Below are 15,384 nucleotides of genomic sequence, written 5' to 3' on the forward strand. Positions count from 1 at the left end.
GACATGGTGCATAGGCTGGCGGCGCGGCACCAGCGGATTAACCAGTGGATGCCGGTGCCTGCGAACCCTGCCGCATGGATCGGTGGCAGCGTATCGGGGATTGCGCGGATTCTTCCCGCACACATCCCTGGCTACACTGGTCCATCGGAGACAGCACATGAAGATTCTGCTTGCGGAAGACGACACGGAGCTCGGCGATGGCGTGGCGGCCAGTCTGCGCCGCGAGCTCTATGCCGTCGACTGGGTCACCGACGGACAGGCCGCCAGCGCCGCCCTGAAGACCGCGCAGTACGACCTGGTGATTCTCGACATCGGTTTGCCCAGGCTCAGCGGCTTGCAGGTGCTGCGCGAGATGCGCAGCAGGCCGCCTTCGCACGCGCAGGCCGAGCATCTCAAGACCGTGCCGGTGATGATTGCCACCGCAATGGATGCGGTCAACGACCGTGTCGACGGGCTCGATGCCGGCGCGGACGACTACCTGGTCAAGCCATTCGCGCTGGGCGAGTTGCACGCGCGCGTACGTGCGCTGATCCGCCGCCGCCATGCGGCCAGCAGCAACCAGCTCGTGCACGGGCCGCTGTGCTTCGACCTGGCCTCGCGCCAGGCCAGTGCCCATGGCGTGCCGCTGGAGCTGTCGGTGCGCGAGGCCTGCATCCTCGAATTGCTGCTGCTGCGCACCGGCCGCGCCGTCACCAAGGAGCAGCTGCTCGAGGCCTTGTGTGCCTGGGATGGCGACATCTCTCTCAATGCGATCGAGGTCTATGTGCACAGGCTGCGCAAGAAGCTCGAGCCTGCCGGCATCCAGGTGCGCACCTTCCGTGGGCTGGGCTACTGCATCCACAAGCTGCCCGCATCGGCCGGCCAGTTCGATGCGGCGGCATGAACTTCTCGGCGCGATTGCTCGAATGGCTGTTCGCGCCATTCATCTTCCTGTGGGTGGCCGGGGTGGCGGTGGCGTTCTGGAATGCGCGGGCCACCGTCGATACCGCGCTCGATGACCGGCTCGAGGTGGCCACGCTGATCCTCGCCGAGGAATGGCAAAGGCAGGGCGCGCTGGCGGGCGACATCGGCGAACATTTTCCATCACCGACGGCGCGCCACTGGCTGGCCGTGCACAGCCGCCATCCGATCCAGTATGCGATCTACGCCGACGGGGGCGATCCGCAGCATGCGGCCGGCACGCCGCTGACGGGCAGCCCGGCGCTGCAGGCACTGCGCGGCAGACTTCACGAGACGCCTGTGGCCCTGGACGAACTCAGGCCCGGCCTGCAAGGTGCTGCCACCCTGAAGGGTCACAATGCGGAGCTCGATGATGGCCAGATGCGGGTGATGCAGCTGCGCATTCCGGTGGCGTCCCACGCCGAACCTGGCCGGTTCGCGCAGCACCTGCTGGTGGTGGCACAGTCGCGCGAGCGCCATGCGGGCCTGCTGCGCACCATCATGCTGCATGAGGCGCTGGCGCAGACGGCCATCCTGATCGTGGCGATCTGCCTGATGTGGTTCAGCTTCAACCATGTCGTGCGGCCCGTCGCCAGGCTCCAGGCCCATCTGGATGCGCGGCGCGCGGACGACCTCAGCCCCTTGCCGCGCGAGCACGCGCCCGAGGAAATCGCGCCGCTGGTGACGGCCGTCAATGACCTGATGCAGCGCCTGCAGGCCTCGCTGCTGGCGCAGAAGCGTTTCATCGCCAATGCCGCCCACCAGCTGCGCACGCCGATTGCCGCCTTGCGCATGCATGGCGAGCTGCTCCAGCAACTGCCCGACGGCCCAGAGCGCACGCAGGCGCTGGGCCGCCTGGTGGCGACGGGCGAGCGTGCCAGCCGCCTGGCCATCCAGCTGCTGACGCTGGCGCGTGCCGAGAGCGCGGCCACCACGGGAGAGGCGCGCCCGGTGGACCTGAACCGCCTGTGCGAGGAGATCGCCCACGACGTGGTGGAGACCGCGCTGGCACGGGAGATCGACTTCGGCCTCGTGCTCGCACCGCAGCCGGTGTGCGTCACCGGCGACGCCACGCTGTTGGGCGAGCTGGTGCGCAATCTGGTGGACAACGCCTTCAAGTACGCGCCGGCCGGAGGCACGGTGCAGCTGACCGTGCTCGCCGGGCCGCCGCAGGTGGTCGTCGAGGATTCCGGCCCCGGCGTGCCCGAGGCCGAACGCGAGCGCGTGTTCGCGCCCTTCACCCGCGTGGCGCATGCCGATGGCGCCACCGGCCAGGGTGTTGGCGGCACCGGGCTGGGCCTGGCCATCGTGCGCGAGGTGGCCGGCGCACATGGGGCTGCGGTGCGCATCGGCACCAGCGAGTGGGGGGGCGCGAGCTTCACCGTCAGTTTCGCGCAAGCTTCAGTCAGAGCAGCGTAAGCCGGTCTCTCTATAAAAGATGTTGCGGGCCACGCCCTGGCTCCGGCAGACGACCACATCAACAAGGAGACATCACCATGGCAAACGCAATTGCGGGGGACGCCAAGCGTCCGATGACCCGCGAGGAGAAAAAGGTCATCTTCGCCTCGTCACTGGGGACGGTGTTCGAGTGGTACGACTTCTACCTGTACGGCTCGCTGGCGGTCATCATTGCCAAGCAGTTCTTCAGCGGCCTGGACCCGACGGCCGCCTACATTTTTGCGTTGCTGGCCTTTGCCGCCGGCTTTCTGGTTCGGCCCTTCGGCGCGCTGGTGTTCGGCCGCCTGGGCGACATGATCGGCCGCAAGTACACCTTTCTGATCACCATCCTGATCATGGGCGGTGCGACCTTCATCGTCGGCCTGCTGCCCAGCTATGCATCGATCGGCATCATCGCGCCGATCCTGCTGATCATCCTGCGCATGCTGCAGGGCCTGGCGCTCGGTGGTGAATATGGCGGCGCTGCCACTTACGTGGCCGAGCATTCGCCCCATGGCCGGCGCGGCTTCTACACGAGCTGGATCCAGACCACTGCGACGCTCGGGCTGTTCCTCTCGCTGATCGTGATCCTGCTGTGCCGCGAGTTCACCGGCGAGCAGTTCGAGGTCTGGGGCTGGCGCATTCCGTTCCTGTTGTCGATTCTGCTGCTGGCCATCTCGGTGTGGATCCGCCTGTCGATGAACGAATCGCCCGCGTTCCAGAGGATGAAGGCCGAGGGCAAGGTATCCAAGGCGCCGCTGACCGAGGCCTTCGGCCAGTGGAGCAACCTGAAGATCGTGATCCTGGCACTGCTGGGGCTGACGGCCGGGCAGGCGGTGGTCTGGTACACGGGGCAGTTCTATGCGCTGTTCTTCCTCACCAGCATCGCCAAGGTCGACGCCAAGACCGCCAACATCATGATCGCGCTGGCGCTGCTCATCGGCACGCCCTTCTTCATCTTCTTCGGCTGGCTCTCCGACAAGATCGGCCGCAAGATCATCATCATGGGCGGCTGCCTGATTGCCGCGCTGACCTACTTCACCATCTTCCCGGCGCTGATGCACTATGCCAACCCGGCACTGGAGGCGGCGCAGCAGCGCGCGCACGTGGCCGTGAGCGCCGCGCCGGGCGACTGCTCCTTCCAGGGCAGCCCGATCGCACGCGAGATCGATTTCACGACTTCCTGCGACATTGCCAAGCGCACGCTGGCGCAGGCCTTCATCCCGTATGAGAACAGGCAGCTGGCCGCAGGCGCGGCCGCGACGGTGACGATTGGCGACAAGGTCATCACCGCCCCGGTGGGGACGCTCAATGCGCGCCGCGACGGCTTCGACGAAGCCAGCCGCGCCGCCATCGCCAGCTTCAAGGCGGAAGTTTCGGCCACCGCCAGGGAGGCGGGCCTGACCACCGGCGCCGACCTGAACCAGATGAACAAGCCGATGGTGGTGCTGCTGCTCTTCATCCTGGTGCTGTTCGTGACCATGGTGTACGGCCCGATCGCGGCCATGCTGGTGGAGCTGTTCCCGACCCGCATCCGCTACACCTCGATGAGCCTGCCTTACCACATCGGCAACGGCTGGTTCGGCGGCCTGTTGCCCACCACCGCATTCGCCATGATCGCGGCCAGCGGCGACATCTACTACGGCCTGTGGTATCCGGTCGTCATCGCGCTGGGCACCTTCGTGATCGGCGTGCTGCTCGTGCGCGAGACCAAGGACGTGGACATTTACGCAAGGGACTGACGCATGTGGAAATACATCCTGGGATTCATCATCTTCGCCGTCATCGTCATGTACGTGCTGCTGACCCTCGATAGCGGCAGCGTCACGCCTACCGGCGGACATTGAGCGTGCAGGAGCAGGTGGGCGCCGGCGGGCCCACCTGCTCCGAGCGCCCAAAAGACAAGGGCATTGCGCTGGCAATGCCCTTGTCTTGTCCGTCCGGTCGAACCGCGCCGGTCGCGCTCAGGCCTTCCAGCCGTCCTTGAGTCCGCAGGCGCGGTTGAACACCAGCTGGCCCGTGGCCAGCGGCGTGCTGCGGTCGCGCACGAAGTAGCCCAGGCGCTCGAACTGCCAGGGCGCGGGCGCCTCGTCCTCGGCCTGCAGCGCGGCCAGCAGACCGGCCTCGACATAGCCTCGCGCAGTGCGCAGGCTGTCCGGGTTGAGTTCCTCGGCCAGTTCGGCCTCGCCCGGATGCTCGACCTTGAAGAGGCGTTCGTAGAGACGGAACTCGGCCGGCGCCGCATCGTGCGCGCCCACCCAGCCGATCACTCCCTTGACCTTGACGCTGTCGGCGCCGGGCGTGCCGCTCTTGGTGTCCGCGATGACCTCGGCAAGCACTTTGGCGATGCTGCCGTCGGCATTCTTTTCGACACCAGTGCACTGGATCACGTAGCCGTATTTCAGCCGCACCTTGTTGCCTTCCTTGGGGTTGCCGTCCCCGCCGGTGTGCGGCGGGTAGAGGCGACGGTAGCCCTTGCTGGGCACTTCCATGAAGTCTTCGCGCTCGATCCAGATTTCGCGCCCAAGGGTGAAGTGGCGCTGGCCGGCGGCCTCGTCGTGCGGGTTCAGCGGTGCGCTGCAGGCCTCCAGGTGGCCGGTGCCGAAGAGTGCGTCCCAGTTGGTGAGTTCGAGCTTCAGGGGCTCGAGCACCGCCAGCGCCCGCTGCGCGACGGGGTCGAGCACGTCGCGCAGCGCGCCTTCCAGCGCCGCATAGTCGATCCAGCCGCCGGACTTGGAAACCCCCGAGCGCTCGCAGAAGAGCCTCAGCGCGGCTGGCGTATAGCCGCGCCGGCGCAACCCGGCGATGGTCGGCATGCGCGGGTCGTCCCAGCCGTCCACATGGCTTTCCTCGACGAGCTGGCGCAGCCGCCGCTTGCTGGTGATGATGTGCGTGACATTGAGGCGCGCAAATTCGTACTGGTGCGGCGACGGGGTCTGCAGCAGGCCGCCTTCGCAGAGCCGGGCGAGCAGCCAGTCGTAGAACGGACGCTGGTCCTCGAATTCGAGCGTGCAGAAGCTGTGGGTGATGTTCTCCAGCGCATCCTCGATCGGATGGGCAAAGGTGTACATCGGGTAGATGCACCACTTGTCGCCGGTGTTGTGGTGGGTGGCGCGGCGGATGCGGTAGATGGCCGGGTCGCGCAGGTTGATGTTGGGGCTGGCCATGTCGATCCTGGCGCGCACCACGGCTGCGCCGTCGGCGAGCTGGCCATCGCGCATCGCGCGCAGGCGCGCGAGGTTCTCGGCGGGCGAGCGGTCCCGGAACGGGCTGTTCTTGCCGGGTGTGGCGAAGTCGCCGCGGTTGGCGCGCATCTCCTCGGGCGTTTGCTCATCGACGTAGGCGTGGCCGGATTCGATCAGGTACTCGGCGGCGCGGTACATGAAGTCGAAGTAGTCGCTGGCGTAGTAGATGTGCGGCTGCTCCCGGTCCGGCTGGCCGGGCACGTCGGCGTAGCGGGTTTCGTAGCCCAGCCAGTGCACCACGTCGCGGATCGAATCGACGTACTCCTGCTCTTCCTTCTCCGGGTTGGTGTCGTCGAAGCGCAGGTGGCACACGCCGCCGTAGTCGCGCGCCATCTGGAAGTTGATCCAGATGCTCTTGGCGTGGCCCAGGTGCAGGTAGCCGTTGGGCTCGGGCGGAAAGCGCGTGCGGATCTTGGCGGGATCGGGCATGCCGGCCGCGTGGTGGGCGCCATCGCCCGGGCTGCCGCCCCAGCGACGCCGGGCATAGGTGCCTTGTTGCAGGTCTTCCTCGATCACGCTGCGCAGGAAGTTGCTCGATTTCGCGCCGTTTTCGGCGTCTTCGGCCACTGCCGTCGCAGTGGGGGAGAAGGTGGATGTGCTCATGGCCGGATTGTAGGTCCTGACCGGGACCGGCCATGCAATGGCATGGCGGGGCTGCAGGAGTGCCATGGCTGGTACCCATCCGTCGAGAACCGGTTGAAAACCGGTCGAAAAACGGGTAGCAATACCCAGATTCAGGGATGGTCAGTGCCGCGCCGAAGCGGTAACCTTCGGAAATTTTTCCGATACTTTCTCCGGCGCGCGGGTGGCGCTGCCTGTTTCGGTATCCGCACGTTCTTGAGGCGCGGCCCGATGATTCCTGACCGACATGCATGCGATGAACGACCCCGCAACCTCTCTTCTGCCCGCTCCCATCCTCATCGTGGAGGACGAACCACTGATCCAGCAGCGCATGCGGGCGGTTCTGGTGCAGCTGGGCTATGGCGACGACCAAATGGTGTTTGCCGGTTCGCTGGCGCAGGCGCAGGCCCTTACGGCCGATCAACCCTATGCGCTGGTCCTGGTGGACATCGGCCTTCCCGATGGCAGCGGGGTGGCGCTGATCCGGGCGCTGCGGGCGGAGGATCCGGGCCTCGACATCCTGGTGATCTCCGCCTGGAGCACGGAGGATGTGATCCTGGAGGCCTTGCGCGCGGGTGCGACCGGATATGTGCTCAAGGAGCGCGACGACATCGAGCTGTCGTTGTCGATCCGCAGCGTGCTGCGCGGCGGCGCGCCCATCGATCCGTTCATTGCGCGGCGCATTCTCGGCCTGATGGACATGCCCGCCCCGTCGCCTGCCGCAAGCGAGGCGCCGGCCAATCCGCTGAGCCGGCGTGAATATGAGATCCTCAGGCTGGTGGCCGACGGGCTGACCAACCAGGAAATCTCCGACAAGACCCACATCTCCCGCCATACCGTCGAATGCCACATCAAGCACATTTATCGGAAGCTCGCCGTGTCTTCCCGCACACGGGCGCTTTCCGAGGCACGCTCGCGTGGCTTGCTGTCCTGATCCTGCAGGCTGCCTGGATGCCTGCGGCCCGGGCTCAGCCCTGCGCGCCGCACATCGACGCGGTACTCCTGGCACCCGGTCACCTTGCCCGATCGCTGGCGCTCGCACTGGAGCGACTACCAGGGCCAGGCCTGGTACCGCATCGACTGGCACATGCAGTGCGAGGCGGGCCCGGCTGTCTCGGCACAGCCACTGGCGGTGGCCATCGACCACATCAACATGGCCGGTGCCGTCTTCATCAACGGGCATTTGCTCTGGCGGGACGCCAGCCTGGTCGAGCCGCTCTCGCGCAGCTGGAACATGCCGCGTCTGCTGACCTTGCCGCAGGTGGCGCTGCAGCCTGGCGGCAACACGCTGTGGATCCAGGTCGCTGGCAGCACCCGCGACGACTCGGGCCTGGGCGAGGTGCTGATTGCCACGCAGGATGCGGCACGCCAGCACCATGAGCGGACGTTGTTGCTGCGCCGCACTTTGCCCTTCGTCAATCTGGTCGGCTCGGCCATTCTGGGCTGCTTTTTCCTTGCCTGCTGGCTGCTGCGGCGCAGCCGCAGCAGCTATGGCTGGTACGCCCTGGCCTCGTTTGCCTGGGTGCTGCTGGCCAGCAATATTGTCATCACGACGCTGCCGCCGGGTTTCAGCACGGCGGGCTGGCTTCGGTTCAACCTGTTGGCCCTCATCCTCTTCGTCAGCGCATTCTGCATGTTTCTCTGGCGCTTCGGCGGCCAGCGCCTTCCCCGCCTCGAACGGTGCCTGCTGGGGCTGGGCCTGGCATGTTCCGCGGCGCTGCTGGTGACGCCCGCGTATGTGGCGGACGGGTTGCACTTGGCCATCTTCTGGGTCTACGCGTTGATCTTCTCGGCGGAGTGCATCCAGTTTCCGTTCCGCGCCTGGCGCACCGGAAAACTTGAGCACTGGCTGCTGGCCGTGTGCACGCTGGGTTTTCTGGTGGCGGCCGTGCACGACGCGCTGCTGGTGCAGCAGCTGGTCGACAGCAAGATCGGCTACAGCATCGTCTCTTCCCTGCTGGGGATGGTCGGCATGGCCCTGGTGCTGGCGCTGGACTACACCCGTACCCTGCGACAGGTCGAGAACTTCAACATCGAGCTGGGCGCCAAGGTGCAGGCGGCGACCGAAGAACTGGCCGCTGCGCTCGAACGCGAACATGCCCAGGCCATCCACGGCGCACGCCTGGGCGAGCGGCTGCGCATTGCCCACGACCTGCACGATGGCCTGGGCAGCACGCTGGTGCGCGAGATCGCCCGGCTGGAGCAGATGCGCTCGGGCATGACGGCAGAGCAGTGCGTGTCGATGCTCAAGCTGCTGCGCGATGACCTGCGCCAGGTCGTCGACAGCGGCTCCGGCAGTGCCTTGCCGCAAGAGGTAGCCCGCACCCCGCTGCAATGGCTGGCACCGGTACGGCACCGGTTCGGCCAGTTGTTCGAGGCCCGCGGGATGCGCTGCGAGTGGGAGGTCGGCGATGCCTGGCCGGTGGTCTTGACGTCGGCGCAGCTGCTGGGCCTGTGCCGTGTGCTGGAAGAGGCCCTGACCAACGTGCTCAAGCACAGCCAGGCCAGCTGCCTGCATGTTTGCGTGGCGCCCCGCGCCGGCGGCGGGCTGGAACTGATGGTGGATGACAACGGCATCGGCTTCGATACGGCGCTGGTCGACCAGTCGCTGCTGGGTATCGGGCTGCGCAGCATGTCCGCACGCATGGCGCGCATGGGCGGCCACTTTCACATCACCTCGCAGCCCGGCCATACCCGCGTGCAGGCCTGGCTTTAGGTGTGTGGACGTGTAGGCGCGGCCTCCTCTCGATGGCCTCGCTCCCGGCCATGGAGGCGGCTACCGATTGACTTGGACAGCCCCTGTGTCTACGCTGCGCGGACCATGAACAAGCCGCTCAAGCCCCGCCGCAGGCCCTCCCAGTCGCGCGCCTGGATGACCTCCGTGGCCATCCAGGATGCCTTCGTCATCAGCCTGATCGAGAACGGCTACGAAAGCGTCTCGATGCGCGACATCGCCAATCTGGCCGGAGTGGGGCTGGGTACGCTCTATCTGTACTTCCCGAACAAGGAGTCGATCGCGGCGGTGACGATCCGGCGCTGGCTGCGCCAGTTGGCGCGGGAGATCGACCGCGTCGCCGGCAGCGAGCGCCTGCCGACCCTGCGCGAGCGCGCCCATGCCCTGGTGGCGGCCGATCTCGCGGTGATCTATGCCAGGCTGCCGGCCTGGCGCGCGCTGATGGAGTTGGAGCGGCGCATCACCGAGCCCGAGCTGTATCGCCAGATGTACCGCCATTTCGTGCAGGTGGTGGCCGATTGCTTTGCCGGCGCCATCGACTGGCCTGCCGGGCGCGATGCGCAGCCGGTGGCCTTTCTGGCCTTCTCGCTGCTGTGCTCGGCCACCCGCGATGCCCTGCTGGTGCTCGACGAGATGCCCGCGCAGGCGCAGTGGGAGCCGGCGCTGCAGGCATCCATCTGGGCCGGCATCACGCAGGCGCTGGGCAATCCAGCCCTGCCAGCGTGATGCCCGCCATCCGCTGTCCGGTATCTACCACGTCCTCATGATGTTGGCCGCTGCATTGCGCAGGAGGTCGGCGGGGCCACGTCGTCCCTGGCGATGACGGCGACGGTGCGCCAGCCAAAGCCCGAGCCGTCCTGGTCGAGCCGCACCGCAGTGCCATCGACCTGGCTCCAGGCATCGATGTAGATGGGCATCAGCAATTGGTGGTCTTCGGTGCGCATCACGGCGCGGCCGCCCGGGGTGTCGATGTCCATGCCCTCCATCGCGCCGGCGACGGCTCCCGGAGCGGTGGAGCCGGCAGCCTTGATGCCCTCGGCCAGCAGCCGCATGGCGCTGGCGGCCGCACCGAAGAAGAAGTCCTCGCCCATGCGGGCCTTGTACTCGCTGGCCAGCACGGTGGCGCCATGCTGGTCGTCGTTGACGTTGGTGACGCCCGAGAGCATCACCTTGCCCACCGCCTGCTCGCCGAACGAGTCCGCCATGCCCGGGCTGTTGCCAGAGAGCGTGAGGATGGCCGTGCGGTTCATGCCCAGGTCGTTGGCGGCCTTGACCATCAGCGCCAGGTCGTTGCCGAAGGAGACGGTGACCAGCGCATCGGCGCGGCTTTGCATGATCTTGGTGATGTAGGGTGCGAAATCCTTGACCTGGCCGGTTGGGTGGTAATCGTCGCCGACGATCTCGATGTCCGGCCGCAGTTCGGCGAGAAACTGGCGTGCGGCGCGGGCCGACTCCTGGCCATAGGCGTAGTTGGGGTTGAACAGGTAGACGCGCTGGATGGCCGGGTCGGCGGCGAGGTGGCGCATCATGGCCTTGATTTTCATGTCCACGTGCGCGTCGGTGCGAAAGTGCCAATAGCTGCACTTCTCGCCGGTCATGGCCGGCGCCGCCGAGGCGTAATTCAGGTAGACGAACTCGCGGCCCGGGTTGCGCGTGTTGTGCTTCTGAATGGCTTCCTGCAACGCCAGGCCGACCGAGCTGGAACTGGCTCCCTGGGCAATGAAGCGGATGTTCTGCGCATCCACCTGCCGCAGGAGCGAGAGGGCTTCCTGCGGCGACATCTTGGTGTCGAAGGGCACGATCTCGAAGCGCACGTCACCGGCCCATTGTTCGCGGCTGGCCTTGTCGGCGAGGAACTGCCAGTGCTTGAGTGCGCTTTGCCCAAAGCCGGCGAGGCCTCCGGACGTCATGTCCATGGTGGCGATGCGCACGGTTTCGGTGGCCTGCGCGGCGGGCAGCAGCGCGCAGCACAGCATGGCGGCTGCCAGGGCCGCAGAGTGGATTCGCATGTTTGTCTCCTGGGTATTGTGTTGTGGTGCATCAGGCCGGCCCGCCGGGCCGACCTGGAGACAGTGTAGGCAGGCCCGCTGGCGGGCATGTTCGGCTTCTGCGGCGGCGCATGCAGGGGAGCTGCCGTCGGTGTTCCAGCCCATGCCGGCAGGGGGTGTTCAGGTTTGGCATGCCTGGGTGAGGGTAGTGAACAGCTTCCAAGCACGGCAAACCTGAACACGGCGCGCCGCGCCGCCGGGCGGGGCGCTGTCATTGGCCTGCCGCTGCAGGCAGCGCGCACCGCCTTTACCCGGGTGGTGCGGGCCGTCACGGGGTACCGGCTGCCGGCCCGCGCAAACCCGAACACCCTGGCGCCCGGGTGTGTCTAGACTCGGTGGACGTGATGCGTTCCATCCCTTCCTCCAGCCGTTCGCCCTCGCCACCCGCCAGGGTTGCCGGCGCACCGACGCAGTCGATTGCCACCATGACATCCTCGCCCTCCCTTGATGCCGCGCGGCAAGTGCTGCAGGCCCAGACTTTCAGCCAGCTCGTTGGCGCCGAGCTGACGCGGTTCGACGCGCAGGACGGCGTCGAGCTGCAACTGCCGCTGACGCCCCGGCTGCGCCAGCAGCACGGCTTTGCGCATGGCGGCGTGCTCTCCTATGCGGCCGACAACGCGCTGACCTTCGCCGGCGGCCTGGTGCTGGGGGCGGCGGTGGTCACGGCCGAGTTCAAGATCAATTACCTGCGTCCGGCGCTGGGCACACGGCTGATTGCGCGGGCCCAGGCCGTGCATGCCGGCCGCAGCCAGGCCGTGTGCCGCTGCGATGTGCTGGTGCGCACGGACGATGGCACCGAACTGCTGTGCGCCGTGGCGCAGGGCAGCATCGCGCGCATCGGCACGCCGCCGGGCAGTGCGGCGGCGCCATGACGGACGGTTCATTCACCACCTCGCCTGCAGCGACGGATGCAACTGATGCAACGGATGTGGCGAATGTGGCGAATGTGGCGGCAGGCAGAAGACGGTTTCAACATCCAATCCCATACAGCGAGGCAAACAGCATGAGCACCGGCATCCATCCTGACAACCAGGTTCCCGAACTGGCCGATTACAACGTCTACACCAGCGACCCCGTGCTGCGCCGCGCCGTGCAGCGTGCCGGTGCTGGTTGGCGCGATGCCGAGCTGGTGCGCCAGGGCGCGGAGTATGGCTCGGCCGCTGCGCTGCGCATGGCCGAGGATGCCGAGCACAGCCCGCCCGAACTGCAGACCCATTCGCCCAATGGCGAGCGCATTGATTTCGTCAAGTTCCACCCGGCCTGGCACGAGGCCATGGCGATGGCGCGCCGCAACGGCATCACCCATCTGCCTTATGTGGACGATCAGCCGGGCAACTGGGCTGCCTATGGCGCTTCGCTCTACATGCACAGCCAGATCGAATCCGGCTCGACCTGCCCGAGCACCATGACCAAGGCCAGCATCCCGGTGCTGCAGCGCAACCAGGCGCTGTTCGATGCACTCTGGCCCAAGCTGGCCGACGCCACGCACGATGCGCGCGACATCCCGCTCGAAGGCAAGCGCTCGATGACGCTGGGCATGGGCATGACCGAGAAGCAGGGCGGCAGCGATGTGCGCACCAACCTCACGCGCGCCGAGCCGCTGGGCCAGGGCGCGTGGGGGGAGGAATACGCCATCACCGGCCACAAGTGGTTCTTCTCCGCGCCGATGTGCGACGCGCACCTGGTGCTGGCCAAGACGACCGAGCGCGGCGCCTCGTGCTTTTATGTGCCGCGCTGGCGGCCCGATGGCAGCAAGAACCCGATCCATATCCAGCGCCTCAAGGACAAGGTCGGCAACCGCTCCAACTCCAGCAGCGAGGTGGAGTTCCACGGCGCCTGGGGCGTGCTGCTGGGCGAGGAGGGGCGCGGCATCCCCACCATCATCGAGATGGCCACCTACACGCGGCTGGACAACGTACTCTCCAGCGCCGGCTTCCTGCGCCGCGCCTATGCGTTGGCGCTGCACCATGCCCGCCACCGCTGGGCCTTCGGCAAGGCGCTGGTGGAGCAGCCGGCCATGGCCGAGCTGCTGGGCGACATCGCGCTCGAATCCCAGGCGGCCACGCTGCTGGCGATGGACCTGGCCGCACGCTTTGGCTCGCAACAGCCGCTCGACCTGGCCTGGCGGCGCCTCGTGACGCCCGCGGCCAAGTTCTGGAACTGCAAGCGCGCCGTGCACGTTGCCGCCGAGGCCATGGAGGTGCATGGCGGCAATGGCTATGTGGAGACCGGTGCGATCGGGCGGCTGTTCCGCGAGGCGCCGGTCAACTCGATCTGGGAGGGCTCGGGCAACGTCATGTGCCTGGACGTGCTGCGGGCGGTCTCGCGCAATCCGGATGATGCCCACCAGGTGCTCGATCACCTGGAGACCATCGTGGCCGATGAGGCGCCGGTGCGTGCCGCCGTGCAGCAGCTGCGCCAGTCCCTGCAGCGCCCGCCCGCCGAGCTTGAGCGCGAGGCGCGCCGCATCACCCAGCGCCTGGCGCTGTGCGTGCAGGCCGCGCTGATGCTGCAGCACGCCAGCGCCGCGGCAGCGGGCGCCTTCATCGCCAGCCGCTTCGATGCCGACTGGGGGCCGGTGGTCGGTGTCAGCGCCGGCACCGCGGATGTGGCGGCGCTGCTCGATGAAAACTGGCTGTAAGAACCTGCTCACGATCTTTTCGCGGGCCACGTTGCCCCGGCAGGCGATGCGATGCAAGGCGCAAACTACAGTCGGACCGGTGGCCCGGGCGAGGATTTGTCACACTCCGCACCGGAACGGCCGACAAGCATGGCCGACAAGAATGACCGACAAAGACGAATGACAAGAACGACCAGGAGACAGACATGACCGATTTCGTATCCATCCTCGACCAGCACGCCCGTTGCCAGCCGCAGCAACTGGCGTTGCGCGCCGCCGGGCGCGACTGGAGCTATGCCGCACTGGCCGAGGCCAGCCGCCGCGCCGCCACTGTGCTGAGTCAGCAGGGCGTGGGCGCGGGCGACCGCGTGGCGCTGCTGTGCTACAACACGCCCGGCTTTCTGCTGGCCCTGTTCGGCGCCTGGCGCCTGGGCGCGGCGGTGGTGCCCATCAACCACAAGCTGCAGGCCCCGGAGATCGACTACATCCTCGGCCATGCCGGCACCACGCTTGGCGTGTTCGATGGCGCGCTGGCTGGCATCGTCGCCCGGGTCGCCACGCCGCAGAAGTGGCTCAGCACCGATACGCAGGCACCCGGCACGCCGTTCTTCGACGAACTGCTGGCCGCTGCCGTGCCGGCAACGACCACAACAGCCACAACGGTCAGCCCGGCCAGCGATGCGCTGGCCGAAATCCTCTACACCTCGGGAACGACCGGCAAGCCCAAGGGCTGCCTGCACAGCCACCAGAACGTCTTCATGACGGCGCTGGCGGCCGCGGCTGGCACCGGCCTCTCGCGCACCGAGCGCACGCTGATCGCCATGCCGGTGTGGCATTCTTCGCCGCTCAACAACTGGCTGCTCGGCACGCTGCTGATGGGCGGGTCCGTGGTGCTGCTGCGCGAATATGCGCCGGCCGCCTTCCTGCAGACGCTGGCTGACGAGCGCATCAGCTTCACCTTCGGCGCGCCGATCGCCTTTCTGGCACCGCTCTCAGTGGTATCCGATGTGCAGTCCTTCGACTTGAGCGCCATGCGCCTGTGGGCCTATGGCGGCGGCCCTCTGGGCGCGGACATGGCGCGCAAGCTCGCCGCCAGCTATGGCAGCGACCGCTTCATGCAGGTCTATGGCATGACCGAATCGGGCCCGCTGGGCAGCGTGCTGTATCCCGAGGAAGCCATTGCCAAGGCCGGCTCCATCGGCCGCAGCGGCGTGCCCGGTGTCGCCATCGAAGTGCGCGGCAGCAACGGGCAGCCGTGCCGGCCTGGCGAGGTGGGCGAAATCTTCATGCGCACACCCGGCATGATGCAGGGCTACCTCCACGACGCCGAGGCCACCGCCCGCGCCTTCGATGCCCAGGGTTGGTACGCTACCGGCGACCTCGCGCGCATCGACGAGGACGGCTACCTCTTCATCGTCGACCGCCTCAAGGACATGATCGTCACCGGCGGCGAGAACGTTTATTCGAAGGAAGTCGAGGACGCCATCTCGTCCCACCCGCAGGTGCAGGATGCGGCCGTGGTCGGCCGCCCGCACCCCGAATGGGGCGAGACCGTCACCGCCATCCTGGTGGCCAAGCCGGGCCAGGCGCTTGAGATCGACGAACTCAAGGCCTTTCTGGAGCCCCGCCTGGCGCGCTACAAGATCCCGCGCATCTTCGAAGTCCGCGAGGCCCTGCCGCGCACTGCCACCGGCAAGCTGCTCAAGCACACGCTGCGCGCCGAGGTGGTGGCTTGAACGC

The 15,384-nt window shown here is 67.3% G+C and carries 11 protein-coding genes; 9 read left to right on the top strand and 2 right to left on the bottom strand.

From position 1 onward, the window contains the following. Positions 1-157 precede the first annotated feature (157 nt). From EV687_RS15535 to EV687_RS15545, 3 genes are all read left to right on the top strand, one after another. Positions 158-883: a response regulator gene (locus EV687_RS15535; RefSeq protein ID WP_122229342.1), complete on the top strand. Its 726-nt coding sequence runs from the start codon at positions 158-160 to the stop codon at positions 881-883. Then, positions 880-2,358: a sensor histidine kinase gene (locus tag EV687_RS15540; RefSeq protein WP_122229340.1), complete on the top strand. Its 1,479-nt coding sequence runs from the start codon at positions 880-882 to the stop codon at positions 2,356-2,358. The genes EV687_RS15535 and EV687_RS15540 overlap by 4 nt, the downstream gene beginning before the upstream one ends. Positions 2,359-2,435: 77 nt before the next feature. Then, on the top strand, positions 2,436-4,118 hold the full coding sequence (locus EV687_RS15545; RefSeq protein ID WP_242612675.1) for an MFS transporter: 1,683 nt from the start codon (positions 2,436-2,438) through the stop codon (positions 4,116-4,118). A 222-nt stretch (positions 4,119-4,340) separates the two neighbouring features. Here the strand turns inward: EV687_RS15545 and EV687_RS15550 are convergent, their stop codons facing one another. Then, positions 4,341-6,224: a glutamine--tRNA ligase/YqeY domain fusion protein gene (locus tag EV687_RS15550; RefSeq protein WP_122229877.1), complete on the bottom strand. Its 1,884-nt coding sequence runs from the start codon at positions 6,222-6,224 to the stop codon at positions 4,341-4,343. A 274-nt stretch (positions 6,225-6,498) separates the two neighbouring features. Here EV687_RS15550 and EV687_RS15555 point away from each other — a divergent pair, with 274 nt between their 5' ends. From EV687_RS15555 to EV687_RS15565, 3 genes are all read left to right on the top strand, one after another. After that, complete coding sequence (locus EV687_RS15555; protein WP_122229875.1) at positions 6,499-7,176, top strand: response regulator transcription factor; 678 nt, start codon at positions 6,499-6,501, stop codon at positions 7,174-7,176. Positions 7,177-7,260: 84 nt separating this feature from the next. Beyond that, complete coding sequence (locus EV687_RS15560) at positions 7,261-8,958, top strand: sensor histidine kinase (protein WP_122229336.1); 1,698 nt, start codon at positions 7,261-7,263, stop codon at positions 8,956-8,958. Positions 8,959-9,063: 105 nt separating this feature from the next. Continuing rightward, positions 9,064-9,702, top strand: coding sequence for a TetR/AcrR family transcriptional regulator (locus EV687_RS15565; RefSeq protein ID WP_122229334.1), 639 nt, complete (start codon positions 9,064-9,066; stop codon positions 9,700-9,702). Positions 9,703-9,737: 35 nt separating this feature from the next. Here EV687_RS15565 and EV687_RS15570 read toward each other — a convergent pair whose 3' ends face one another. Then, positions 9,738-10,985: an ABC transporter substrate-binding protein gene (locus EV687_RS15570; RefSeq protein WP_122229332.1), complete on the bottom strand. Its 1,248-nt coding sequence runs from the start codon at positions 10,983-10,985 to the stop codon at positions 9,738-9,740. Between the two features lie 464 nt (positions 10,986-11,449). Here EV687_RS15570 and EV687_RS15575 point away from each other — a divergent pair, with 464 nt between their 5' ends. The 3 genes from EV687_RS15575 to EV687_RS15585 all read left to right on the top strand — a co-directional run bounded on the left by EV687_RS15575 (position 11,450) and on the right by EV687_RS15585 (position 15,380). Continuing rightward, a complete protein-coding gene (locus EV687_RS15575; RefSeq protein ID WP_122229330.1) occupies positions 11,450-11,896 on the top strand; it encodes a PaaI family thioesterase in 447 nt (148 codons plus the stop codon). 131 nt (positions 11,897-12,027) lie between these two features. Next, positions 12,028-13,665, top strand: a complete 1,638-nt coding sequence (locus EV687_RS15580; RefSeq protein WP_122229328.1) for an acyl-CoA dehydrogenase family protein — start codon at positions 12,028-12,030, stop codon at positions 13,663-13,665. A gap of 185 nt (positions 13,666-13,850) precedes the next feature. Then, entirely contained in the window at positions 13,851-15,380 is a 1,530-nt protein-coding gene (locus EV687_RS15585) for a class I adenylate-forming enzyme family protein (RefSeq protein ID WP_122229327.1), read from the top strand. Positions 15,381-15,384: the final 4 nt, after the last annotated feature.

Origin of the sequence: Corticibacter populi, from assembly GCF_004217315.1 — a bacterium.
GTDB lineage: Bacteria > Pseudomonadota > Gammaproteobacteria > Burkholderiales > Burkholderiaceae_C > Lampropedia > Lampropedia populi.